Below are 25,187 nucleotides of genomic sequence, written 5' to 3'. Positions count from 1 at the left end.
TTAAGGCTATGGTTTATTTGCTATGCTCTACAGAAAGTACTCAGCTTTTTATTAAATCTTGCTTTTAAGCATTGACATTGCTTAGCAGGCTTTTGGGGCAATGCCAAAAGTAGAAAGCCGGGCTTTTTCTGCTCCTCTCGTTGCCGAGACGTTAAAAAAGGGCGAGAACGTTTTTACAACGTTTCGCCCCCTTTTTACACCTACCAGTTTGCCTGATAGGCGGCATTAAACTGCCGGTAGTTATGCCGCAGCCCTTCTAATTCATTGGCCTTATCCGTACGCAGGCCACTGGCAAAGCCAAATGTCATACTGCTGCTGGGCGAGGCTTGATACTGGTACTGCAGCCTGAGTGACGGCCAGAACTCTAGCGGATTATTGTCGTCGGCTCCCCAGGCACCCGTAAAAGTAGTTGTCCATTGTCCATTGCCATCACGGGCGCCATAGGTAGTCGTTAGCCCAAAGGACTTACTGCTTAACGGATTACCATACCACTGACTGACAGTGTCCCAGCTGCCTTTGTAACCATAGGCCCCGATCCGCAGTCTATCCCGGCCCCGGTCATATATTGTCTGTCCATACTGCCAGGTATATGCGGTACTCTTATTCGCATCACTATACAGCCCCCGCGTCATGCCAACAGAAAGGTCTTTATTCGCGTCCAAAATTCGCTCCGTTTTTAGGGAATAGCTGTTAGACGTTAAGAGCGGCCTGCCTTGCTCCCCTAAGGTATCCAGGTCAATTACCGGTGTCTTCGCTACTGCCAAAACAATACTGGTTTGTTCATCGGCAGCATACCGGCTGTCAAACCGGTAGCCAGTAAAAGAATAACCACTCTGGTATTGATCCAGCCACAAGCTGGTATTGGTTTTCAAACCGCTCACCCGAAAGCCGGCGGCAAATTTCTGCAAATCGCCGTATTGTCCTGCCTGGTCATCACCCAGCCGGATTTCACTTGCTTGGAACATAGCCCTTGTGGAGGCACTGATCGTTTGCCAGGTTAAAACATTCCGGTTTTGTGAAAATGTCTTGTCATGGCTGCGATACGAACTGAATGAAATCTCCGCAATGCCATCCGCCGTATTCCCAACAGCGGCTAATACTACAGTACTGCCGGTGAATAAGAACATACTCACAACAACAGTTTTACAGATAATCGACAATTGCACAAAAAATAGCCTCCGTATAAACAAGTAATCATTCTTGTGTAAACGTTTATGATTCTCGGCCAACAGCTGTTTTTCCTACCCAGCCTGTATGTAAATGCTGGAAAACGCCACAAAACAAAAAACACCGAAATCATTCGGTGTTTTTTGCTGAAACTTGGTTTATGTGAAGCGAAGAATTTTAGTCCTCGTCTTCTTCTCCGTCTGCTTCGATAGGTGCAGGAAATGCAGCGTGCAGAGCCTTTGTTGAGAGGATAAATACACCGATTACGAAAAACATCGTTGGCAGAGCAACAAACAGCATCGTAATGGCAGAGCTAGTAGCATTAGTCACTTACATTACCTCCTTTTATTTGCTCAGAGCCGGAATAAGCGCCAATACCAGACCACCGGCCACAACAGATGCAACCTGCCCGGCAACGTTAACGCCAATTGCGTGCTGAACAATGAAATTACTAGGATCTTCTTTTAACGCCATTTTAGCAATAACGCGTCCCGACATCGGGAAGGCAGAAATACCGCAAGCGCCAATCATCGGGTTGATTTTCGAGGAGCTGAAAGTATTCAGCAGTTTGGCGAACAGTACGCCGCCAACGGTGTCAAATACGAAGGCAACGGCGCCCAGAGCCATGATTAAAGCAACATCAAACGTTAAGAAGCGATCTGCGCTCATCGTACCGCCAACCGTAATACCGAGTAATAAAGTAACCAGGTTAGCTAACTCATTTTGTGCACAATTGGAAAGATTTTCAGTAACCCCTGATTCCTTGAGCAGATTGCCAAACATGAGTGCACCAATCAAAGCAACCGAAATCGGCGCAACGATACCGGCAATAATAACAACCATCAGCGGGAACAGGAATTTCGTTGTTTTCGAAACGGGTTCTTCGCCCTGGAAGCCCATTCTGATCTTACGCTCAGCTTCTGTAGTAATAGCACGGATTACCGGCGGTTGAATAACAGGAACAAGTGACATATAGGAGTATGCAGCTACAGAAAGGGGACCAAGCAAGTCAACCGCATAGCGGCTGGCTACATAAATGGTGGTCGGACCGTCAGCAGCGCCGATAATTCCGATGGAAGCGGCATGGGGGAAGCTAAAACCTACAAGTGTCGCACCGATCGCCGTTGTGAATATACCAAACTGTGCGGCAGCGGCAAACAGCATAACCGACGGGCGGCGAATAAGCGGCGAAAAGTCACACATTGCCCCAATTGCAATAAATATTAATACTGGAAAGAGTTCATTGGCAATACCCATTTTATAAAGAACAACTAAGAAACCTTCCTCGCCAGGATGCTGCGAAACTGCAGAAGAGTGCGGAATATTGGCAAGGATAGCACCAAAGCCCATCGGCAGCAGCAAGGCAGGCTCATAATCTTTGGCTACGGCCAGCCAAATCAAAACTGCACCGATACCCCACATAGTGATATGCTTGAAAGATAACCCCATAAAGCCCATGAGCAATTCATTGAGCCACGGATACTGGATAAATAAAGCGTCCATTGGTTTTTTTCCTCCTACTAAAATATCGTTTAAAATGATTACTCAAAGCTAAAAATCAGGCATTTAGCCTTTAATAACTGCCAGCACCTGACCTGGCTTTACACTTTCACCGGCAGCTATATTAATTGATTTAACCACACCGGCAGCCGGAGCGCCGATTTCATTTTGCATCTTCATCGCTTCCAGCAGCATGATGACATCGCCTTTTTTAACTGTCGTACCTTCTTTAACAACCACTTTGCTTACTTTTCCCGGCATCGGCGCGGTAATGGGAGTATCACCGGCAGCAACTTCAGCAGGAGCTGCTTGCACAGCAGCAGCCGGTGCAGCTTGCGGAGCAGGAACTACAGCTGGAGCGGGAGTTGTGACAGGAGCGGCAGCAGCGACGGCTGGCGCGGCAGCAATAGCAACACCTTCTTCTTGCACTTCAACATTGTACGCTACACCGTTAACATTTACTTTGAAAACTCTCACGTTTCGCTTCCTCCAATCTTACTATTGCTTACGCAAACTAGCAGCGGTATTATTGACAAATTTTAGATCTACAAACCGTGATTTTCGTACACACCTCCCTTATGAACAAGTAGCATCGACTGCATAAAGGCTACGATTGAATTGCATTAAAATTATAGCGATTTTTCGGTAATTTTGGATGCATTTCACTACAACATGATAAAAACAGGCTTTTAGATGCATAAATGATGCCTTAAACAACAACAAGGCAGCCAGCCGTACGGCTGACTGCCTTGCTGCTTGTTTCGCTTACACAGGACAAACAATCATTTACAGGATTTTAAATGCACTTTTAAAATCATTGAGATAATGGCGGGCTACAGGAATTTGTTCATCCTTATATCCCTCCAAGGTAATCATATACGTGTTATTAAACCAGGGAACAACCTCACTTACTTTATTAAGATTGACCAAGTAACTGCGATGGGTTCTGACAAATTGAGCGGGAGACAGTGTTTTCTCGATTTCTTTTAAGGTCAGCCGTGTCATAAAAACACCTTTGCCGCTATAAATCATTGGCTTGCCTTTTTCGTCCGTTTTAATATACACAATGTCATCGGCATGTAACACAACCATCTTTTCACCAACCCAGACAAATAACCTCATCTGCTCATTTGTAAGATTATTCCGGATAAATTCAAAAGTGTTGTCGTTAACAGGCGGATTAGCCGGCGTAATGCTGCGCAGCTTGCTTACTGTTTGTTCCAGCCGCTGCTGACTGTAAGGTTTCAAAACATAATCAACCGCATTTAATTCAAAGGCCTTAACCGCATAATCCTCGTAGCCGGTAACAAAAACAACTTGAGGGGAATTAGGTAATTGCAGAATCTCCCAGGCCGTCACGATGCCATCCTGATGGCGCATACGAATATCTAAAAACACAGCGTCTACCTGGTTATGCTTCTGCAAGAATTCAATGGTCTCCAGGCCGTCTTCAAACTCGGCAATAATATCAACATCTTCCATTTCGCCCAGCATATCCTTAAGTTCCTCTCGGGCAGGATATTCGTCATCAACAATAACTATCTTTAACATCTTTTGTTTCCCCCTCGACAGGAAGTGTAATGGTTACTCTTGTCCCTTTCGTTATTTCACTTTCAATTAAAAAACCGCACTCATCACCATATAAGCTTTTCAGGCGGCTGTATACATTGCTAAGTCCGATATTATTGCGGGCAGGATCAGGCTTAAGCACTTCGCTGATTTGCTCTTGCTTCATTCCAACCCCATCGTCCTCTATGGTAATAATAATCCTATCATCACCTAGTTGCCCGGTAATGGTAACGGTCCCGCCTTCCCGCTTCGGATATAAGCCATGTCTTATCGCATTTTCGACAATTGGCTGCAGCAATAAGGGGGGGATTAGACAATTGCATTCGTCAGGCACACGATAAATAACCTGGAGCTTATCCTGAAATCGTGCTGTTTCAATTACTACATAGTCCCGGATGTGCTTGATTTCCGTTGCTAAGTCGACCAGTCCGTCATGGGCGACAATGTTATCCCGGTAGTACTTTCCTAAATGGACCAAAAGCTCTCGTGCCGTCTCAGGCTGCTTGCGGCAGTAATAGCGGATGGTATTTAAGGCATTAAATAAGAAGTGAGGATTAATCTGCGCCTGTAAGGCCTTTATTTCAGCATGAGCAAGCAGCGCTGATTGATGCTCGCTTTTGCTGACCTCGAGCTGTGTCGATATAAGCTGTGCCAGACCATTTACCAATTCAATTTCAAAAGGTGAAATACTTCTTTCTTCCAATTTAAATATAACAATTGTGCCGATTACCTCATCTTTATCTTTTAATGGTGCAACAATCTTGGAACCAATTGGACTGTCAGGACTGATAAAACCAATTTCCCGGTGAGTCTGTGCCAGAACTGACTCTCCGGTCTCCAACGATTGCTGAATATTTCTCGTTATGCTGTCCGGATAATGCAGCTCTGCCTCTTTACCGGTAAAAGCCAGTACCTCTGTGCGATTGGTAACTGCCACCCCCGCCAAATCAGGCACCCTGTCAAAAATGATTTGCGCAGTTTTTTCAGCTGAATCGCGATTTAGACCTTTCCGCAAATGAGTAATGGTATTACTGGCAATCTGCAACACTAATCTGGCGGCCGAGCCTTCGACTATCTCCTGTTCGCGAAAGACTCCTTCCAGTATGGCAATAAGGGCGATAATCCCCAGTGGATTAATAACCAGCATGGGTAAAGCTATATGGGATAAAAATAATAGTCCCTGGTCAATCGGCCAGTTAGTCAAAAGCAGCAAAATCATGTGTAACGCTTCCAGGATAATTCCTACTGCTAAGGCACAAGCCCATTTATCTTTGCCATGACCAATATGGTTGCCCACTACCCCGGCAAGCAAGCCTTCCAGAATTGTGGCGATAGAACTGCCCACAGCACTAAAATTATCAATATAACTCTGGTGTACCCCCGCAATAACACCTGCGCCCAGGCCGGCAATTTTTCCGCCTACCAGACCGGCAACAATAACATTAACTGCCCGGGTATTAGCAAAGCCATCTCCCACTGAAACGCCCATATAAGTTCCCACGATCCCTGACAAACCAAAGAAAACCGCTAAAGCGCATTTCTCGATCAGTGAGTTCCCCTTATTAATAACGATTCGCCGAAACATGGCTGTTTTACTGAGTCCAAATACCAGAATTAGCATTACGGATAAGCCAACAAATAATTCATTTAAGTTAGGAACCCATGTTTCAAAAATAACGTATCATCCTCTATTTAAAATTTATTTCTACCTTATCATAATTTGCCTAAAAGATCTACTAACCATAATAAGCAAAAAGGACTTGCCGTTAGTTAGCAAGTCCTATTGTTCAACAGGTTCATAGCGAATTTCCCAGGTTAAGGTTCCGCTGCGGTTGGAGTCTTTAAAGAGCCGCCGTTCATGTACACTGTAACCATTTACCACAATATCAACAGCACGCTTATCAGGCGGAAAAACCTTATTTAGCGTACCGGGGGAAAGTTTTTCTTCCTCTCCATTTTCCCAGACAATTTTAAGTAATGACTTTTCAGCATGCTCTCCGGTAGCCTGAAAGCTGACAACCGTTACATTCTGGGCAAACCGTCCGGCTATCGTTTGCTTAAGCTCTACTTTACCCTCAAAAGGAACTTCATTTCCCCTGATCAGGCGCAAGGTCGGCAAAGGGGTAATCGTAACCGCATCCAGCTGCGAAGCTGTATCCGCACTTGGCAGAACCGAGGGATAAATACTGTTTTTCTGTGATGTTGGAAAAAACATATAAAAGCCTGCAAGAACAAGCAGCATCGTCGTTGCACCTATCACAAACGGTTTCCAATGCTTTATCACATTATTCACCTCATTTTAGCACTCCCCATCCACTGTTACGGGGACGGTTCCAGCGACACACTTTTGCGTACTGCAACCTGCACTGCACGTTTATTATAACAAGCATAGCGAATACTGTCAAAAGCTCCGTCCCCATGACAGTATTTTTAGGAGCAGATAACCTGCTAGAAAGGAAATAAAAACCAGCATTCTTTATGAAAGAACGTCTGGTTCAAGTAGTATTATTATGAGCCTTTGCTCCATATTCGCTGAACTTAGCCGTTATTCTCCGCCCGCTCACATAGCAGTTTTCTTCGATAAGCATGAGGAGTCAGTTTCATCTGCTGGACAAAAACACGATTAAAATAGGAGGGATCGGTAAAACCACACTCACTGGAAATGCGGTAAGCAGGATAATTAGTCGTTTCCAGTAGTTTACAGGCATATTCAATCTTTAAATTGTTTACGTAATCAATATAATTAACGCCCACTTCTTTTTTAAAGATGCGGCTGAAATACTGCGGATTCACATATATGTAGGATGATACAAGCTGTAAGGGAAGCTTTTGCTTAAAATTATCGTGAATGTATTTAATTGATTTCTCAATAAAATAAATTTGATTAATCTTAGGCTCACTAAAATCGTCCTCCTCCTTTGCGGAGGCTGCAGCCAGCAAATCATGTACTGCCTGCTTAATGACTGACGGTTTAATAGGCTTCAGCAAATATTCCTGAACACCTAATCGAATCGCTGTCTGAGCATAGGAGAAATCGGAATATGCCGATAAAATCATCACAGGCACCCGGGGCAGAAATTTTTTTATTTCCCGAATCGCCTTAAGGCCGTCCAATTCGGGAATCAGAATATCCATAACGATAATATCTGGCCGGTATTGTTTGGCCAGTTCTACAGCCTGTAAGCCACTTTCGCAGGTGAGGATCTTATCATTTGGCAGAAGATCGGTCACAATGGATTCCAGGAATTCCAGCTCCAGTAATTCATCTTCCACAATTAACACTACGCTCATACTATCGCCTCACATTGGGTTTGGTAGGGATCGCAATGGTAACGGTACTGCCACTATAATCCGATTTTACGACACGTAATCCATAATGCTCCCCGAAATAACGCTTCAAACGCTGGTCTGTACTGCGAAAGCCTATGCCCATTTTGGTTTCCGGCTGATATAAAGTTTGCAATACCTCTTTAGGAAAACCGTTTCCATTATCCATAACCGAAATGCTAATATCATTTCTATATTTCTCCGCAGTGATCCGGATCACACCGCCACCCCTTTTGGGAGTTATGCCATGAATGACGGCATTCTCAACAATTGGTTGAATGATCATATTCGGAATTCTATGCGGCTTTATGTCCTCTGCAACTTCAATTGTGTAATCCAGACGATTTTTAAACCGAGTTTTTTGAATATAGAGATATTTCTCGATATTATCCATCTCGGCACCGATCGTATGCAAATCATCGTCTTGTTTTAAATTGTACCGCAATAAATCGGAAAGACAATAAATCAGTTCTTCCGTTTTATGAGATTTTTCAAAATAAGCAATACGTGCAATTGAGTTTAATGTGTTAAATAAAAAGTGCGGATTAATAACTAAAGACATATTCTTTGCTTCAAGATCAATAATCTTTTTCTCAAGCATTTCTTTTTCAATGGAAAGTCTGGCAATAACAGTATCGGTAGTATGAATTGTTTCCGAAAAGTCGTAAAAAACGTTTTTAGCAAGATGATGGCAGAGCTGCTCATGAATTTCGATTTTATTCACTTCTACTGTTTTTATCGCTGCAACTGATTTAGCAATAAACTCGGGATTCAGCTTCCGGTCTTTGGCAATTGCCATAATATCAATGAGATATTTCCGATACTCGTTAGCGGTTGAATAAACCTGTGCACCAATTACATAGCCTAGCGTTTCATTGTTACTATCGATCGGCAGCAGAATATTCTCCAGTCCGTGCCGGCAGGTAAACCGCTCCTTTGCGCCTGGCTTTAACCGGGAAATATAGTCCTGACATATGCGGGATTCCTCGTGCTGGCAAATTAATTTGCAAAAATCGGGCGAAGGATTGAATTCCAGCAGAATATCACCGCTAGTATCAATTAGTTGTAACGAAATATTGGATAGCGCTAGCAATCCGCTATAGCGGGAGTAAAGATTAGCATCCATGAATTGCTTTAACGTATTTTCCGTCTTATTCATACGATTCGCCATAAATTCCTTTTCTTGGCTTGGCTGTCTGTTGATGAGCAAAGCCTGATGGGGGCATGCAAAGAAAGCGCATCCGAAAAGATGGATCAAGTCTCCAGCAGCAAAGACTAGTGGAAAACGATCACCAACACGGATACAGCAATAATTTTGTTGCCATTCGCAAAATATAAAATATTAAATTTATTTTATAATACCCTTCTGAAAATGTAAATAGCAACCAGTTTGGCTCTGTCCAGCAATAGAAAAGCCAAGGTCAAAATCTTACTTAAGATTTTGACCTGTGCCTTATGTTCTGCTCATTTTAAATTTAAACCTGCTTATTGGCAGTCGGCAGAATCATTTCTACGTCACCATGAGGCCGGGGAATCACATGAACGGAGATCAGCTCACCCACGCGCTGGGCAGCAGCAGCACCGGCATCGGTAGCAGCTTTAATTGCGCCCACATCGCCTCTTACCATAACGGTTACCAAGCCGCCGCCGACAAATTCGCGGCCGATCAGATAAACATTGGCTGCCTTCACCATCGCATCTGCCGCTTCAATTGCACCGACCAGCCCTTTTGTTTCGATTAATCCTAAAGCTTCTGTTTTACTCATTGTTATTGCCTCCCTAAATTTTTATTTTATTATTGTTATTGTCGATATGGCTGTAAGATTCATTGCATTTGCTTCTTCCGTATCAAGATGACATTCCAGCGCCGAAGTATTGCTGGCCCTGATGGCAACATTGGTATAAGTCCCGCCGCGCAGGCCTTCTACTTGAATAGACACCAGCGCGCCGTCAGTTACACCAAGACAGCTGGCATCCTCCAGTGTCATGTGAATGTGCCGCTGGGCAATGATTACTCCTTGTGAAAGAAATGTACTGCCTTTGGGTCCTATCAGCGTAATTCCCGGAGTCCCCCCCAAATCTCCCGACAGGTTGACCGGAGCGGTTACTCCGAGTTTAAAGCAGTCAGCCTGGAGGATTTCCACCTGTGTTTCTCGCCGTACCGGCCCTAAGATCCGAACGTTTTCAATTGCTCCTTTAGGTCCGCAAAGCGTCAGCGTCTCCTCGCAGGCAAACTGCATCGGCTGCGATAAATCCTTGGCTTTTGTTAACTGATAACCCATGCCAAAGAGCGTATCCAAATCAACTTGCGAAAGATGGACATGCCGGTTGGATATTCCTACCGGTATGGAATTGACAGCATGATTTCCCGCTTTGCCTTCTTGAATTGCTTCTAACAGAAGATCTACTAAAGCATCATATTTTCCCATGCTGGTAATCACCTTTTTTGACTCAATAGCGAAATGACTTCATTAACAGCCGACATAATTTGATCATCACTGATTGCCGCCGAACTGCCGATCGGTGCTAAGCAGCGCGGCGACGAAGCCGTTGTTGTTTCGGTAAAATCTTTAATTCCATAAGCAATGCGTTTGATATTAATTAAGTGAAGCGGAGTTACATTATCGGAAGTAGCACTTCCTCCCCAGGTTCCGCAGCCTAGTGTAAAGGCTGGAGAGAGTCCGGTACTGGCACCAACACCGCCCTGACTGGAAGGAGTGTTAACCAATATTCTGAACACAGGTTTTTCTGAGAATTTAATCGCCAGCTCAGGCGTCTCCGTATGGATCGAAAGACTGTGGCCCACACCACCGTTGTTTAATAGCTTGATACACAGCTCACAAGCCTGATGCCAATCCTGCACCGTATAAAAAGCCAGTACGGTAGTCAGCTTCTCATAAGACAGGGGATACCCCTCGCCAACTCCCTGTTGTTCCCCCAGTAAAACCTTCGTGCCTGGCGGGACAGTAATCCCGGCACTATTGGCAATAATCTCCGCTGATCTGCCAACCATTTTGGCATTCATGGCATGACCGCGCACAAACAATTTCTGGGCTACCTGCTCAGTTTCAGCCGGAGTCATAAAATAACCGCCCTGGCGCCTGAATTCTTCCATCACTTGTTCTCTGATACATTCTTCCACAATAACGGATTGCTCTGATGCACAAATAGTACCATTATCAAAGGTCTTGCTGGCGATGATATTGCTAACGGCCTTCGGTATGTTTGCACTTCTTTCTATATAGGCCGGAACATTGCCCGGCCCTACTCCCAGAGCCGGTTTGCCCGCACTATACGCCGCCTTCACCATTGCTGCTCCGCCGGTCGCGATGATCATGGCAATTTCATCGCATTTCATCAGTTCATTCGTAGCCTCCATCGAGGGCTTTGCAATGCAGCCAATACTATTGGCAGGAGCACCGGCTGCTACAGCGGCTTCATTCATTAGCCGTGCTGCCTGCAGCGTACATTTTACTGCCGATGGATGAGGGGAAAATACAATTCCGTTACGCGATTTAATGGCAATAATCGACTTATAAATAGCCGTTGAGGTAGGGTTTGTAGACGGAATAATTCCCATCAGCAGACCCACCGGTTCGGCAATTTCCATCATCTTATTGATCTTATCTTCTTTAATAATGCCAATTGTTTTCATTGGCTTGATAAATTCATAAAGTTCGCTAGAGGCAAAGCGATTCTTGAAAATCTTATCTTCCACTTTGCCGAACCCAGTTTCTTCAACAGCCATTTTGGCCAGGGAAACAGCGTTTTCTTCTGCTGCCTTCACCATATTACGGATGATTCGATCAATCTGCTCGCAATTCAATTTTGCAAGCTCCGTTTGTGCCTGCTTGCCCAGTCGTGCCAAGCTTCTGGTCTCCTGCACAGACTGCAAATCATAATCATAGTTTTCCACTCTAGTGTTCACCCTCCGTCTCCCATACCGGCTAGTCAGTATGGCAGCTGCATTTTCATCGTACTGCACACAAATTACGTCTCACCCCTCCCCTCGTAATGCTCCTTCAACTGTTCAAGCAGCAAGTCTTTGTTGGCTTTGGATATTGCCCGGCCTGCTATGCCGAGCTCTTTATACTCCCTTGCCAGATTGCGGAGCTTCACTACGGAAAGCAAACTGAGAGCAGCCATTAGTTTTGCAAGACCGAATTCCCGTACAAAAGCATCTGCCTGCGGCTTATGAAATTGCTGCAATTCTTCCACAGGAGGGGTATTATGCAGTATTGCAGCCGTTGTAGAGAACCGGACAGTTTCTGCTGTCAGCCCAGCAGAAGGCTGTGCCTCAACAGGGTCTGCTCTGACGGTAATTATCTGCTCCAGCTCTTGATGAGGCCTGGGAATAATATGCCGGGATAAGAGTGATGACGGCCCAAGCTTTTCAACCGCTGCAACTGCCGCCTCTACGGCTGCCTGAACGGCGCCTACATCGCCGGATACAATTATCGTCACCAGACCGCCGCCTGCCAATGTTTTCCCTACAAGTTCCACTTGCGCGGTTTTCAGCATAACATCAGCCGCTTCAATAGCAGGCAGCAGCCCCTTGGTTTCAACTAAGCCTAATGCCAGCATCATTCAGCCTCCTAGTGTCCGGACATAAGCTCAGCCCAGTTTGCCGGATAAGTTACATAGAAAAGCTTGACATAGCTGGCAGCACTCCAGGTGATTTTGGTCCCCTTTGGAATAAACAGGACATCGCCCTGTGCTGCATGCTGAGTTACACCGTTAATAGTTACAGACAGGCTTCCTTCGAGGATAACATCAATTTCTTCATAGCTCAGTTCCCAATCAAAACTGGACTGTTCAATTGTCAAAAAACCGGCACTCATTTGCGATTCAGATTTTCCGATTACTTCCCGGCAGGCCACATTAGCTGCGGGATTACCCGTATCGAAGTTCTCAAACTGAACTGTTCTGCCGCGGATTATCTTCACTCCGCTTTTAAGCTCAGTTTCAGAAAGATAGGGAGGTGAAAAAGCGGGCCTGCCAGACAGCAGCTGGCTGGCTAACACTGCTTTTACGACCTGACAGATTACCTCTCTGTCGAACTTAACCTCCGACCTGCTTTCCTGCTGCGCCCCACCAGCCTCTTGGTCTGTCTGAGCCGCAGTGAACAATACCCCCAGTTCTCTGGCAGCATCCTTGGCGGCAGGAGTAATAATCGTGTTGCAGTCGATATGGACTGCTTTTTGCCCCGTTTTTACCGCCGCTTCGACTTCGCTTGCACAAACAAGTTTTTTCAATTTAGCACCTCCTTTTACTCCTTTTACTAGAATTGACTCATATAAAGCGTTAAAACAGCGCTGTCCACAATTTTGCGGCAGGAGCCGGAATAACTTCGATATCTACTAACAGTCCTTTTTCGAGCACAACGGCTTTTCCCGCCTCAATACCGGCATTAACTGCGGCAACATCACCGGTAAACGTAAAGTAAGCCTTTCCACCAAGGCCGCTGCCCAGCCTCAGCTCCAGCGCCTGTACATCTGCGGCCTTGAGCGCCGCGTCGGCGGCAATAATCATCGACGCCAGTGAAAATGCTTCCATAATCCCTAATGCACCCATCCCATCGGGCATAGTCGTAGCAGTTATAGCCGGAAAAACTGCCGGATGCACATTAGGAAGAAGAAAGCTGTCCACCAGATATTCTCCTGCCGTTTCTATGCCCATAGAAATAGAACTTTCCACAGCAGCTACGTCACCCTGGACAATCGCGATATATTTTCCCGGGCAGACAGGGGTTGCACTAACTACTTCAACGTAAGCTGTTTTTAGCATCAAATCAGTAGCATAAATGCCTCGGGCAATACTCGTAAGTTCGATCATGCCAATTGCGTTATACATGAGAAACCACCTTTATCACAATAGAGTTATCCGCTTGTTCAACTACTGTTCCGTCGCAGCTGGAATGAACAGCAGCGCCCAGACTGCCCTCCGGAACTTTTCCAATCAGCTGTCCGGCCCTTACCTGCTCACCAACCGCTACTACCGGTATGGCCGGAGCTCCGATATGCTGATTCAGAGCAACCCGGATATGGGAAGGCTCAAAAGAAACGTGTGTCATCGGCGCAGGTCTATCAAAAGCAGTCAAGCCAATTTTGGCGACCAACCGTTTACTGGGAATCAGGCGATACTCTCTTGCCGGCCGGGTTACCGCTTCCAGTTGAGAAGGCTGATACCTTATCCCCTGTTCAGCCAGCTTTTTTTTATAAAGCATAGTAACAGATTTCGGATGAAGATTAGCCGGACAGGAAAACAGCTCACAGGCATTGCATTCACAGCACAATTGTGCAATTTGCTGTTCCTTTATATCTGCCAGGTTATAGCTCAAAGCACGCATAACCTTATGAGGCTGAACATTATGCCCCAGAAGATAGCGCGGACATAAATCGGTACACATCCGGCACTGTTCACAGGCCGTTCTGCCGATAACTCTGGCCTGATCGACCCCTACGGATTTTTTCCGGATCAGAAAATGATCTTTTTTCAGAAGAATATAGCCTTTGCTTTTTTTGGTCACATACCCGTCAACCTGTTTCAAGACAGTTCCCATCATCGGTCCGCCGTCAATAACGGTGTAGTCCTCGATATTGGCTATGCCGCACTGGCTGATAACCTCACGGATAGCTATGCCTACCGGGACCTTGACGGTCATCGGCCGGGTAATATCTCCGGCAATTGTCAGGTACGTTTCTATAACAGGACTGCCTTCCATAGCACAGGATATATTCAGAGCTGTCTCCGCATTGATCACTACACAGCCAACTTTTAATGGAATGGAAGCCTCAGGGACCGTTCTCCGGGTCAATTCATGTACCAGAACTTGCTCATCGCCGGCAGGATAAAAATCTCTCAGTTCCATAATTTCCATATAACCGGCAAGTCCCAGTGCGGTAATCCTTTCTCGGAGGACAGCTATTACCGCCCTGTGTTTACCCTTAATTCCAATAACGGCTTTCTGGGCACCAACCGCTTTTCCCGCAGCCTCCAAACCTGTAATGATTTTATCGGGAAACTGTTCGAGCAACTGCTGGTCAACACGCAAGAGCGGTTCACATTCTGCTCCATTCAGCAATATATACTCCGCTTTGGAAGTCAGCTTAGCATAAGTAGGAAATCCGGCTCCTCCCGCCCCAATAATCCCTGCCGCTTTGATTACGTTCAGCAGATCCAAATTTCTCCACCTCCCCTTTGTTTAAAACATACAGTCTTCATCAATGATGCCTACAATAACAGCGTCAATAGGCACATTGTCCCTGTCCAGCATTTTCCTGGCTGAGCTGCCGGTTGAGACAAGCACACGTTCCCCAATACCGGCGCCAATCGTATCGGCAGCAATCAGCATACGGCCAGCATCTAAGCCGCCAAGAACTTCTACCAGCATAAATTTCAGTCCCACCAGCGAATCTGCTTTTCTCGTTGCCCAAACAGTATCGATGATTTTAGCAGCTATCATTTCGTTCACCTGCCTTGGGTCATTTCAGTTTTCTTTTTAATGTCTTCCATGGCCGCTTCGACTGACGCAGTATCACCAAAAATGGCAAGCATAATCAGATTTTGCGGACAATGCCCCTTTATATCTTCAACGACCACTCCTGCCGCTTTTTCTGCAATATCGGCAGCAACCACCATATCAATCAGCCGCCCTTGAACCAACCCTACCGCAGCATAGCTTCTGTCCGTATTAGTGGAAGGAGAACTCTTTCGCCGTAGCAGAATATCCATTGTTCCTGGTGAAGGAGATTTGATTATCCGGTACTCCATGTATAGACCCTCCGTCTATAGGATTTGCTGGGTACAATTCAATGCAATTCCCAATGGTGTTACAAATAAGGGATTGTGTGGTTTAAATGTAGGCACACCCGTTTGCCTGGCAATAATCTCTTCGATTCCACTCATGCAGCAGGTTCCGCCAACTAGATAAATTTCTTTTACCGCGTATGGGCTGATATGACGGCTGATAATCGACGAAACTTTTTCAATAACCGGCCTCAAAATAGGCAGCAGTTCCTTATGATTGTTAAAATCACGCTTATACTGGTCGGCATCCTCAAAACTCAGCTTGTAAGCACCTGATATAACAAGGGAAAAGTGAGTTCCGCCGGTAGCCTCATCGGCAACATAAATAACCTCGCCCTCTTTTAAGACCGCAATTCCTGTGGTACCACCACCGATGTCAACAATCGCACCATTTTGCAGCTTCAGTACGGCATTCGCCGCCGTCGGCTCATCAAGCAGGCCGGTTATTTCAAATCCGGCTCCCTGTACCACATGCCGAATCGCTCCTCCATCAAGGGAAAAAGTTCCCGGCGGCAGCGCCGCTGCCGCATAAACCAGTTCGGCGCCAAGTTTATGTTCAAGCTCCTGCTTCAGCTCTCTTACGATGCGCATAGCACCGATATAGTCCACAACCATACCATCTTTGATAACATTGGCAAACCGGTAAGCACCGGCGACAGGCTGGTAATTTTCATCAAGGACGGCCAGGACAATATACGCGGTTCCCAGGTCAACGCCCGTGTAGTACACTTTGGACTTTGTTACTTTGGGGGTGGCAACAGCTTGTTCAAAAGCGTGAACAAGTTGATTGCAAAATCGAAATGCTGAATTTACGGATTCCATTGCTGTCCTCCCAGACACTTTTTAATCATCCTAGTAAGGCTTGCACCAAGCAAATTTAGCGCATCAAGCACGTCTTGCCGTGTACAACCCTGCTGCCCTTCATCCCAGTAACATTCCAGCAGCAGCGGCTCAATTTCCTGGAGCGAAGCCCGCAAGTGATGGAGCAGGATAATTTCTTTGCCATTTTTCAGTCTCACATGAAACTCACCAATTTCCTCATGCCGGAGGTTGTTCCGGATTTCTTCTTCTGTCCAGTTCTGGAATTGAATCCGCCCCGGTGCAGTCTGCTCCAGTTCGGCCTTCTGAATAGTACGGAAATAGTGGGCCACATGCAAAACTTCTGCTGATAACGAAGAATCACCGGCTAAAAGCAGTTCAACAGCCGTAAGCAAAAATAAAGAATGAACTGCTTCGATCCTCCGGCGCAGCCTCTGTACACACCAATTACCAGCAGCCGGCAGGCAGGGCAGGCTACCAGGCCTCCTGTTGGCGAAGCCGGCAGACTGCTTTACAACAACTTGCCTATCTGCAAGAAATTGCCGCGCTCCTGGTGTAAGCTTAACAGCCGGTTCCAGCACATATACATCAAAAGAATTCTGCTTATATAAGCTGCGCAACTCCGACTCGGTAACAAACTTCATGCTTTCCCCTCCTATCCCAACCACCTGCGCATATTTCCCGGCAATAACGATAAAAGCCATAAGCAAAACAGTCTTCAGGAAGACACTCCACTTTCCATCGATATTTCCTGTATTTTAAATAGGCAGTTCATCAATTCTTTGATACCTGTACCGGCTGGTAAATCAATAGAAAAGTAAGGTTCATATACGCCGATTTTTTGCAGCTGACTCCGGCACCAGTCTTGATTATCCGTTGCTGTACCGGCCTTGGTAATGACACCAAAAACGGGGCAGGTAAAAACTTTTGCAAAGCCAGGCGGATATACTTCAACCGGCCGCGCTTGATCTACCAGGATGACCACACAAGCGGCCCCCTGAGCCGCTGCTATGAGGTATCTGTACATCGAAGCATTCTCAATATAAGCCCCTGGAGTATCAATCGTATATTTGCCATAAATGACATCCTGTGTTTTTTTTAACGGCCTGTCTGAATCATTAAGCACATTGCACAGGCTGGTTTTGCCCGCCTGACCGGGACCAATAACCATAATCCGCTTTTTCATGTCCGCGTAATCCTGGCAGGTGTAAACCCCAATAACGTTGCCAGTGTTTCATTAATAGCGAGCATCGCCGCTTCAACACTGGCCACATCACCGGCGATTACCAGCGAGCCCGTAAACCGATCCAGAAAACCAATTTCCACATTTGAGGTTTTTGTGGCAATATCTGCAGCAATAATCGCCGTTTCACTGGGAGTAAGCGTAGAAATTCCGATAGCCCCTCTTTCCTCGATCCCCAGACGCTCATAGAGTTCTTGCACGGGAGAAGCAATGATGTGAGCCAGCGTAACCTGCTTTCCGGGCACATATTCCTGGATAATGCGTTTTTTATCCCCATCATCGGCGCTCATAACACCCCTCCGTCCTTGGCTTGCTAATGCTGAATAATGTTGACCTGCAAATCAGACCGTCGAATTAGTTTCTCGATATTTTCCAGCTGTTCTTTCGTAAGACTGCCATCTTCGGCAAAGCCGTACTCCATATCCAGCTGCTTGTATTTGTTAACCCCCAATTTGTGATAAGGCAGCAAATCTATGCCCTGAAAATTCTTGTATTTCCTAAAGGCGTGCAGAAATTCAAGCGTGCGGCTGATCGTATCGGCACTGTCATTTACGCCCCTGATTAACGGCATCCGCACTTTTACGGTATACTTGCGGCAAATGAGTTCAGTCAAATTATCGAGAATACGTTCATTGCGCACTCCTGTAAATGCATAATGCTGTTCAGGGTCAATATGTTTCAGATCATAGAGGAATAAGTCGGTAAACGGTGCCAGCATCAGCAGCGCGTCCAGTCTCGCATAGCCGCAGGTTTCAATGGCGGTATGCATGCCCATACGCTTGCATTCCATCAGCAGGTTAGCGGCAAATTCGGACTGCCCGCTAACTTCTCCCCCGCCAAGAGTGACTCCCCCTCCCGAGCTAAGGTAAAAAAGCGCATCTTGCTGAATACGATCAAGCGCTTCCGAAATACTGATATCTGTGCCGGCAATCGCCAGCGCCCGTTTCGGACAAACGGCTTCACACTTGCGGCAGCCTGCACAGGCAATTCCTCGGTTGATTTGATGCACTCCTGCCTGCTGTCCGTTCAGTTGTTCTTGTAATGCCGTCTCCTGCGAACCGTGAATATTAACGGGACACACCGAGCTGCACTTGCCGCAGTTAATACACAAGTCGGCACTGAACATGACCTGATATTTGCGTTCCAACCCTTCAGGATTGGAACACCATTTGCATCTCAGGGGGCACCCTTTAAAAAACAGCAGCGTTCTAATACCCGGCCCATCATAGATGGAATATTTCTGGACATTAAATATGCGGGCTTTCCTTTCTAAAATGCTGCCGATCTCGCTATTCATCCTGTACCTTCCCTAACAACTGCTAGTGGAAATCGGACTTGCCGTATGCCAGCTTTTGGGGAGATATTTAGCAAGCAGCCTTTTTCCTTCATCATTAATGGAATAGTAGATCACCAATTCACCATTACTGTCCAGCAATACATCACGATCATCGATAATGAAATTTGCCTTCATATCTAAGAGATGTTCAGTAAAAACAGCTTTAGTAAATTGCTTCTCCGTGCCATATTCCGCTTTCAGTGCCGCCATAATCTCCTCGGCACAGGTCTTATCAACAGTCGAAATATAATGCAGCATCCTAAAACGCAGCGGCAATAGAGCAGCCATCATTATGCCTCCCCACCCTTATTGAAAAATTCTTTGGGGTTAATTGCGACAAGCGTGGCACCAATTAGTACCAGAAAACTGCCAACAGCCAGATTGTGTGTAATCGGCTGACTCAGAAAAACAATCGACAGAATAACGCCCCACATGACATACGTTCCATTTAGCGCCATCCCTTTAGCAACACCACATTTGCTATTAGCTGTATACCAGGCCAGATAGGATACGCCTGCTGCCAGACCGGCAAGGGCAAATGTGCCGATTGTTTCCGGCAGCGCAACAATTTCAGAGATAACCGCCCAGCCGCCGACAAAAGGAAGAATAAAAATGGCAATACACAAACCGGACGTTAGCTCCCGGATATTGATTGCAATTTTCGGATCAATCATGGACATGCCGAATACGGCCAGCACAGCTTCCGCTCCCCAGCCAAAAGCAGCTAATGCGGCAAACATCAGGCCAAGATAGAAATTCTCATTATTGCCGCCTTCCGGCGGCACATAAGAAATGATAATTGCACCAATAACCGAGAGCAGCATCCCGACCCACACGCGGGGCAGAATGTGCTGCTTGAGAAAAATGCGGGAAAGAATGGCGCCGATGATAGGATATAAAGCGGTAATGGTCAGTGCATAGGCAGGCCCTGCCATGGATATCCCCAGCAGATAGCCGCTGTTTGCCACCGGCCCTCCCAGCAGGGCAGCTACGCAGACCATCAGCCCGGGAACAGTTTTCAGGCTGCGAATAATTTCCTGAAAACGACCGGCCCAGCAGTTATAGAAAAGCAGCCATACTCCGGCCAGCGTATCATTTAAGCAGGCCGCTGCCAGCGGTATCGCATACAGGGCTGCATTATCACCCATTGCTGGCACAAGCGTCAAAGCCAGTCCCAGAACCACATTGTTAATGCCCCAGGTACCGCCGCTGAACAGGCCGATTAATACGCCTTTCCTGTCAAAGTTGGCATCAAGCTTCCGTTTCATAGCAAGAGCCGTGTGATTTACCATTGTATTCATCGAGAAACGCTCCCCTCCGTGTATGCTCCGTATCAAAAGACTGCTGCCTTATGATACTGAGCCTGTTACAGGTTAGTTAAAAATGCTCCAGAATTGTTCGGCTTATGATCTCATCCTGTACTTCCTTGCACAGCTCGACAAAGTACGCACTGTAACCGGCCACACGGATAATCAGGTCTCTATACTTATCCGGCTCAATTTGAGCCTTTTTCAAAACTTCATTGTCCACATAGCTGAACTGCATTTGACCGTTCCCCAGTATGGATGCCGTTCTCAGCAAGGTAATCAAGCCATTTTCGCCTTCCTGCGTTTCCAGAATGCCGCGCAATAATTTAAAATTATGGACCATACCGATGCTCATCGACTCATTGCTCAGCTTACTGACAGATTTAATAATCGCAGTAGGTCCCAGCTTATCGGCTCCCTGGGTCGGACTGATCCCGTCGGATAACGGCATCCACGCCAAACGACCGTTGGGTGTGGCACCGGTAATTTGTCCAATCGGGGTATTATTAGAAATGGATAAAGTGCCATGACTAAAGTGGGAGAACAGCATCTTAAAGGTATTGTGGACTCGTTCCGTCCAGATCACAATATCGGATGCGATGCTGTCGACATAATCGTCATCATTTCCATATTTGGGAGCATTCAGGCAGTCTGTCCGCAAAGCTTCATAACCGGTAAAATTGACTTCCAATGCATCCCTGATTTGCTGCAGTGTATATTTCTTGTCATCAAAGACCAATTTTTTAATCGCAGCCATAGAATCGGCATAGGTTCCAAGCCCCGAAAAAATCAGGCCGGGACCACAGTTAACAAGAGCTCCGCCATTCGTAACATCCGTTCCTTTTTCCATGCACCCCTCTACCAGCAAGGACATAAGCGGCTTTGGCACAAGCTCGCGGTGCACCCGCTGACTGACTATCGTACCCACAGCGGATAACCGGATAATATGCTCAATCTGCTTTTTGCAAGCCTCGTCAAATTCGGCATACGTCTTGATATCTGCCAGTTCACCTGTATCAAGGCCTTGCATCGTGCCATGCCATTTCATCCTGCCACGGTTCAAAACAAATTCAATAGCAATCGGCCACTGCGTATAACCGGTAGATGTCCACTGATAAATCCGGCCTGACTTTTGTGGCTCGACGCAGCCCATCAGACAGTAATCCCGGGCATCCTCAATGGAAAAACCTTTGGTCAGCATCATTTTAATGTGAGTATCGTCAAAATGGCAGGCTGGAAAACCAAGACCGGCTCTCACAACATCAACAATTTTCTTGAGGTACTTTTGCGGCGACTGATTGTGGATACGACAGGCAAGTGACGGCTGATACATTTTTGTGAAGCGCACAGCATCCATAATCAGATACGTCAGCTCATTGGTTGCATCGCCACCGGTCCGCTTCTGCCCACCTATTGTGCAGTTAATAAACGGCTGGTAACCGGCGAAATATTTTGCGCCCAGTTCACTGGACAGCCACATGACTTCGGAGCATTTAATAATGAAGCAGCTTAAAAGTTCAAAAGCTTCCAGTTTGTTCATGCGGCCTGCTTCCAAATCAGCTTGAAACATCGGATAGATATATTGATCAAGACGACCAACGGAAATACCTGTCTGATTTTCCTCTACGACAAACAGAGATTCCAGCGTCCAGATTGACTGAAGAGCCTCATGAAAGGTACGGGGAGGATTAGCCGGTACATGCGTCAGGATAGCAGCAATCTGATAGAGCTCATTTTGCCGTTTTACGTCCTGCTCTCTGTCTGCCAACTCTTTTGCATAGACAGATAGTCGCCTGGCATAAGCCAGAATGCCGTCACAAGTTTCGATTTCCGCTTTATAAAAATAAATTTTATCAAGATCATCCGGATTTTCCATCGAGAGTTTGCTCAAATTCTCTGCAGCTTCCTGACGGGCACCGGCGATCCCCTTTTTAATCAGGATTACATCATAGCCCGGGCAGGTATCACCACCCCCATTGACCTGATGGTACGAAAGATCACTGACAAACGCCTCGCCGGAAAAAGACCATACGCCTGCCTCCTCATATTGCTTCTGACAGGCTTCATCCAGACTTTTCCCTTCCCAGTAAGGGAATATTTCTTCACGCAAAATCCGCTTGTCTTCTTCACTGATTTCAAACGGATCCTGCGGTCTGGAGGCCATTGTATCCAATTCATCCCTGATCCAGCGCCAGGCAATATCAGGCGATACGGCCCCTGCTCTCGGCTTGCCGCAGGGATGTCCAACAATGAGTTCATCTTTCTGAATAACGAGTGGGGCTGTTTCACACGCCTTGCGGAAGCATTTCGCCCTCAGCAGGATTTTAGGCAGCCCCATATGTTCTTTCGTTACCTGAGTAAAGGCTTGCGCCCGGAAAACACTAATACTGGGCCTGACTTTTAAGTAAGCTTCCCGCAGTCTCTCCAGGCGCGGCGTAAGCCCTGTAATCTCACCATCATATGCCGGCGATTTAGCCGTACTGTTTGCTTTTCGTCCATTGGCAGACAGCTCCCGGGAAATTCCCTGAAACAATTTCAGAATGGCAGCTGTTTCTTCTGGGGACAAATTCTTTGTTGCATCCGCAAATTTAGTGGTAAATTCTTGAATATTCAACTTTTTGCCCATCCTTTCGCCTGTTTAACACCTACTGGTTAGCCTGCTAAAATACTTCTTGCTAAATTGATCCTAGGTAAGCTGCTTGAGTAATTTGTTTAGCAGCTCATTTAAATCTGGTAAGTCTGCCGTCTGCTGATCCGCAAAGCACAAGGCATCGTAGCCGGTATCAGATGTCTGCAGCAGTTTGTCAGGAGCTATTTCCTCTATTCGGCGCACGCCATAACCAACTTTACGGATATTAATTAAATTCATCGGCGAAACATTGTCGGAAGTAATTCCTCCGCCAACTGCTCCGCAGCCTAATGTTAACGCTGGAAAGAGATTGGTCGTTGCGCCAATTCCGCCCAAGGTGGAGGGGGTATTAACAAGTAGTCTGGATACCGGTTTTTTTAAAGCAAATTCTCTGATTACCTGTTCATTATTCGAATGAATCACTAAAGTGTGTCCCCGCCCCTCGTTGAGCAAAAGCTCTATGCATTTTTCACAGGCATAGCGCCAGTCTTTTTCCACGTAAAACGCTAAAACCGGGCATAACTTCTCCCGTGCATACGGATTGGCGGCAGACGCGTATTGTTGTTCTGCAATAATTACTTTCGTATCAGCAGGAATACACAAGCCTCCATTCCGGGCAATCTCAGAAGCTGATCTGCCAACAAAGTCAGGATTCAAGCTTCCATCCGAGCGGAAAATGCTGCTGCTGAGTTGTTGTGCTTCCTGAGGGGACATAAAATAGGCTCCATTTTGCCGTAATTCGTGCCGAACTTCATTGGCTATACATTCTTCAGCAATAATGGATTGCTCTGATGCAGAGACAATACCGTAATCGAAGGTCCGGCTGGCAATAATATCCCGTACAGCTTTTTTGATATCAGCAGTACGTTCAATAAAAGCCGGTCCATTGCCGGGACCACTACAGATCACCGGCTTTCCCGAACGCCTTGCTAAGCGGACCAGCTTGGGAACGCCTGTAAGCAAAATCAGTGCCGTATCCTTATGGCTTATCAGCTCAGCGGTGCCACTTACCGTTACAGTCCGCAGATAAGCAATGGCTCCGGATGGCAGACCACATTCCTCCGCTGTTCGCATCAGAATATCGAGTACCTTTTCTATCGTTTTGCGTGCTTTCGGATGGGGAGAGAACACAATAGCATTGCCTGATTTGATTGCAATCAATGTTTTATAAATCGTGGTAGCGGCCGGATTGGTCGAAGGAATCAGAGCGGCAATAACCCCAACCGGAACGCCAATATCCATTGTTCTGTTTTCCTTATCTTCACTAATAATACCGACGACTTTCATATCCCTGATCTTCTGATAGAGAAACTCGCTGGTAAATAAATTTTTAATAAACTTATCGTGCCAATTCCCAAATCCTGTTTCTTCCTGCGCAAAAACTGCCAGCTCCCGGGCATGCTGGGCAATCTCTTCAGCCATGCAGGCAACGATTCGATCCAGCTTTTCCTGGGAATAGGCTGCCAGCAGTTTTTGCGCCTCCCGGGCGTTTTCCACAAGAATGCGAGCTTCCTGAATAGAGCGCAAATCATTGTCAATTCGGTTCATCACTCACGCCTACCAGTCAAGCACATAACGGGCAATAATTTTCTCAATATCGCCATGAGGTCTGGCAATAACATTGGAACTATAGATGGGGCCTACCTTGCTCGCTTCTTTAACACCGGCAGCAACAGCTGTTTTTACTGCTCCCACATCTCCCCGCACCACAACGGAAATCAAACCTGACGCTACATTCTCATAGCCGACTAATTCTACATCTGCCGCCTTGCACATTGCATCTGCAGCTTCCAAAACCGATACCAGACCGTAGGTTTCGATAAATCCCAAAGCATCATTTCGCTCCACACAGATTCTCCTTCCTGAATATGCAGCATTTAGTCGCCGTCGATATCATGTTTTGAGACAATTTTCCCCACCCGGCGGATAGGCCGCGGCATAACATGAGCTGCTGTCATTTCTCCGATGGCAGCAGCAGCAGCAGCGCCCTGTTCAACCGCTGAGCGTACTGCGGCAACATCGCCCTTTACCATAATTGTTACAAGTCCGGAACCTACATTCTCGTACGAAACAAGTACTACATCCGCTGCTTTTAACATAACATCCGCTGCCTGAATTGCCGGAACCATGCCTCTTGTTTCTACCAGCCCTAAAGCCTCTTCACCAAAATACTCCATAAAGCACCGCCTCTTTTCTTTTTTGATCTATTTTACTGACGTGTGCTGCTCGCGTTGTGTATTATTTTTCTTGTTAAAACCAATTAACTGATAATTTCGTTTTTTATAATACTACAGTTAAATTTATTTTTTTTGAAAAATCAATATATAAAATTAGCATTATCATTGTTACTACCAAGCGACTTATTGCACAAAAACGACTTACTTGTACAATATTGACAAACGGCATTTTCAGCGGCTGTCCAGCAAATCAGAGCTGGCATAAAACAGCAGATTATTGGAATATTTCCCTCGGCATAAGCCC

The 25,187-nt window shown here is 46.3% G+C and carries 29 protein-coding genes; all 29 read right to left on the bottom strand.

Features of this window, described 5'->3' with window-relative positions; translation table 11 throughout:
- Positions 1 to 200: 200 nt before the first annotated feature.
- Positions 201 to 1,166 (bottom strand): hypothetical protein, encoded by a 966-nt coding sequence (locus EV210_RS12445; RefSeq protein ID WP_132080822.1) that lies wholly within the window; start codon positions 1,164 to 1,166, stop codon positions 201 to 203.
- Between the two features lie 178 nt (positions 1,167 to 1,344).
- Positions 1,345 to 1,497, bottom strand: a complete 153-nt coding sequence (locus EV210_RS22650) for a hypothetical protein (protein ID WP_165898875.1) — start codon at positions 1,495 to 1,497, stop codon at positions 1,345 to 1,347.
- Between the two features lie 15 nt (positions 1,498 to 1,512).
- The gene (locus EV210_RS12440) at positions 1,513 to 2,670 is read right to left on the bottom strand and encodes a sodium ion-translocating decarboxylase subunit beta (protein WP_132080819.1); all 1,158 of its coding nucleotides are present in this window, start codon (positions 2,668 to 2,670) and stop codon (positions 1,513 to 1,515) included.
- Between the two features lie 63 nt (positions 2,671 to 2,733).
- Positions 2,734 to 3,144, bottom strand: a complete 411-nt coding sequence (locus tag EV210_RS12435; protein WP_132080817.1) for a biotin/lipoyl-containing protein — start codon at positions 3,142 to 3,144, stop codon at positions 2,734 to 2,736.
- A 309-nt stretch (positions 3,145 to 3,453) separates the two neighbouring features.
- Positions 3,454 to 4,218 (bottom strand): LytR/AlgR family response regulator transcription factor, encoded by a 765-nt coding sequence (locus tag EV210_RS12430; RefSeq protein WP_132080814.1) that lies wholly within the window; start codon positions 4,216 to 4,218, stop codon positions 3,454 to 3,456.
- Complete coding sequence (locus EV210_RS12425; protein WP_132080811.1) at positions 4,196 to 5,857, bottom strand: LytS/YhcK type 5TM receptor domain-containing protein; 1,662 nt, start codon at positions 5,855 to 5,857, stop codon at positions 4,196 to 4,198. Before EV210_RS12425 ends, EV210_RS12430 begins: the two co-directional genes overlap by 23 nt.
- Before the next feature lie 159 nt (positions 5,858 to 6,016).
- Positions 6,017 to 6,520, bottom strand: a complete 504-nt coding sequence (locus tag EV210_RS12420) for a hypothetical protein (protein ID WP_243650535.1) — start codon at positions 6,518 to 6,520, stop codon at positions 6,017 to 6,019.
- A 254-nt stretch (positions 6,521 to 6,774) separates the two neighbouring features.
- Complete coding sequence (locus tag EV210_RS12415; RefSeq protein WP_132080808.1) at positions 6,775 to 7,527, bottom strand: response regulator transcription factor; 753 nt, start codon at positions 7,525 to 7,527, stop codon at positions 6,775 to 6,777.
- Between the two features lies 1 nt (position 7,528).
- Positions 7,529 to 8,734, bottom strand: a complete 1,206-nt coding sequence (locus EV210_RS12410; protein WP_207900721.1) for a histidine kinase — start codon at positions 8,732 to 8,734, stop codon at positions 7,529 to 7,531.
- Between the two features lie 304 nt (positions 8,735 to 9,038).
- Positions 9,039 to 9,329 (bottom strand): ethanolamine utilization microcompartment protein EutM, encoded by a 291-nt coding sequence (gene eutM / locus EV210_RS12405; RefSeq protein ID WP_132080802.1) that lies wholly within the window; start codon positions 9,327 to 9,329, stop codon positions 9,039 to 9,041.
- A gap of 21 nt (positions 9,330 to 9,350) precedes the next feature.
- Complete coding sequence (locus tag EV210_RS12400; RefSeq protein WP_132080799.1) at positions 9,351 to 9,992, bottom strand: phosphate propanoyltransferase; 642 nt, start codon at positions 9,990 to 9,992, stop codon at positions 9,351 to 9,353.
- Positions 9,993 to 10,000: 8 nt separating this feature from the next.
- Entirely contained in the window at positions 10,001 to 11,491 is a 1,491-nt protein-coding gene (locus EV210_RS12395) for an acetaldehyde dehydrogenase (acetylating) (RefSeq protein WP_207900720.1), read from the bottom strand.
- 62 nt (positions 11,492 to 11,553) lie between these two features.
- The gene (locus EV210_RS23500; RefSeq protein WP_207900719.1) at positions 11,554 to 12,150 is read right to left on the bottom strand and encodes a BMC domain-containing protein; all 597 of its coding nucleotides are present in this window, start codon (positions 12,148 to 12,150) and stop codon (positions 11,554 to 11,556) included.
- A gap of 8 nt (positions 12,151 to 12,158) precedes the next feature.
- Positions 12,159 to 12,818: a cupin domain-containing protein gene (locus tag EV210_RS12385; RefSeq protein ID WP_132080796.1), complete on the bottom strand. Its 660-nt coding sequence runs from the start codon at positions 12,816 to 12,818 to the stop codon at positions 12,159 to 12,161.
- A gap of 49 nt (positions 12,819 to 12,867) precedes the next feature.
- Positions 12,868 to 13,416 (bottom strand): BMC domain-containing protein, encoded by a 549-nt coding sequence (locus EV210_RS12380; protein WP_132080793.1) that lies wholly within the window; start codon positions 13,414 to 13,416, stop codon positions 12,868 to 12,870.
- The gene (locus tag EV210_RS12375; RefSeq protein WP_132080790.1) at positions 13,409 to 14,746 is read right to left on the bottom strand and encodes a 4Fe-4S dicluster domain-containing protein; all 1,338 of its coding nucleotides are present in this window, start codon (positions 14,744 to 14,746) and stop codon (positions 13,409 to 13,411) included. The genes EV210_RS12380 and EV210_RS12375 overlap by 8 nt, the downstream gene beginning before the upstream one ends.
- A gap of 21 nt (positions 14,747 to 14,767) precedes the next feature.
- Positions 14,768 to 15,028 carry a EutN/CcmL family microcompartment protein gene (locus EV210_RS12370; RefSeq protein ID WP_132080787.1) on the bottom strand — a complete coding sequence of 87 codons (261 nt, stop codon included), beginning with the start codon at positions 15,026 to 15,028 and terminating at the stop codon, positions 14,768 to 14,770.
- Between the two features lie 5 nt (positions 15,029 to 15,033).
- Positions 15,034 to 15,336 carry a BMC domain-containing protein gene (locus EV210_RS12365; RefSeq protein ID WP_132080784.1) on the bottom strand — a complete coding sequence of 101 codons (303 nt, stop codon included), beginning with the start codon at positions 15,334 to 15,336 and terminating at the stop codon, positions 15,034 to 15,036.
- 15 nt (positions 15,337 to 15,351) lie between these two features.
- Positions 15,352 to 16,194 carry an ethanolamine utilization protein EutJ gene (eutJ, locus tag EV210_RS12360; RefSeq protein WP_132080781.1) on the bottom strand — a complete coding sequence of 281 codons (843 nt, stop codon included), beginning with the start codon at positions 16,192 to 16,194 and terminating at the stop codon, positions 15,352 to 15,354.
- Positions 16,182 to 16,835 (bottom strand): cobalamin adenosyltransferase, encoded by a 654-nt coding sequence (locus EV210_RS12355; protein ID WP_132080778.1) that lies wholly within the window; start codon positions 16,833 to 16,835, stop codon positions 16,182 to 16,184. The genes eutJ and EV210_RS12355 overlap by 13 nt, the downstream gene beginning before the upstream one ends.
- 74 nt (positions 16,836 to 16,909) lie before the next feature.
- Positions 16,910 to 17,377 carry a EutP/PduV family microcompartment system protein gene (locus tag EV210_RS12350; protein WP_132080776.1) on the bottom strand — a complete coding sequence of 156 codons (468 nt, stop codon included), beginning with the start codon at positions 17,375 to 17,377 and terminating at the stop codon, positions 16,910 to 16,912.
- Entirely contained in the window at positions 17,374 to 17,724 is a 351-nt protein-coding gene (eutS, locus tag EV210_RS12345) for an ethanolamine utilization microcompartment protein EutS (RefSeq protein WP_132080773.1), read from the bottom strand. The genes EV210_RS12350 and eutS overlap by 4 nt, the downstream gene beginning before the upstream one ends.
- A 23-nt stretch (positions 17,725 to 17,747) precedes the next feature.
- Positions 17,748 to 18,731 (bottom strand): choline TMA-lyase-activating enzyme, encoded by a 984-nt coding sequence (gene cutD, locus EV210_RS12340; protein ID WP_132080770.1) that lies wholly within the window; start codon positions 18,729 to 18,731, stop codon positions 17,748 to 17,750.
- A 12-nt stretch (positions 18,732 to 18,743) separates the two neighbouring features.
- Positions 18,744 to 19,061: a hypothetical protein gene (locus EV210_RS12335; RefSeq protein ID WP_207900718.1), complete on the bottom strand. Its 318-nt coding sequence runs from the start codon at positions 19,059 to 19,061 to the stop codon at positions 18,744 to 18,746.
- On the bottom strand, positions 19,061 to 20,071 hold the full coding sequence (locus EV210_RS12330) for a DMT family transporter (protein ID WP_132080767.1): 1,011 nt from the start codon (positions 20,069 to 20,071) through the stop codon (positions 19,061 to 19,063). Before EV210_RS12330 ends, EV210_RS12335 begins: the two co-directional genes overlap by 1 nt.
- 76 nt (positions 20,072 to 20,147) lie before the next feature.
- A complete protein-coding gene (cutC, locus tag EV210_RS12325) occupies positions 20,148 to 22,691 on the bottom strand; it encodes a choline trimethylamine-lyase (RefSeq protein WP_132080764.1) in 2,544 nt (847 codons plus the stop codon).
- Positions 22,692 to 22,763: 72 nt separating this feature from the next.
- Positions 22,764 to 24,254, bottom strand: a complete 1,491-nt coding sequence (locus EV210_RS12320) for an acetaldehyde dehydrogenase (acetylating) (RefSeq protein WP_132080761.1) — start codon at positions 24,252 to 24,254, stop codon at positions 22,764 to 22,766.
- Between the two features lie 9 nt (positions 24,255 to 24,263).
- The gene (locus EV210_RS12315; protein ID WP_132080758.1) at positions 24,264 to 24,554 is read right to left on the bottom strand and encodes a BMC domain-containing protein; all 291 of its coding nucleotides are present in this window, start codon (positions 24,552 to 24,554) and stop codon (positions 24,264 to 24,266) included.
- A gap of 29 nt (positions 24,555 to 24,583) precedes the next feature.
- Positions 24,584 to 24,883, bottom strand: a complete 300-nt coding sequence (locus EV210_RS12310) for a BMC domain-containing protein (RefSeq protein ID WP_132080755.1) — start codon at positions 24,881 to 24,883, stop codon at positions 24,584 to 24,586.
- Positions 24,884 to 25,187: the final 304 nt, after the last annotated feature.

It is taken from the genome of Anaerospora hongkongensis (assembly GCF_004339805.1).
Lineage (GTDB): Bacteria > Bacillota > Negativicutes > Sporomusales > DSM-15969 > Anaerospora > Anaerospora hongkongensis.
Note: the sequence above shows the minus strand (reverse complement) of the source record. Positions and strands in the feature narration are given on the sequence as shown.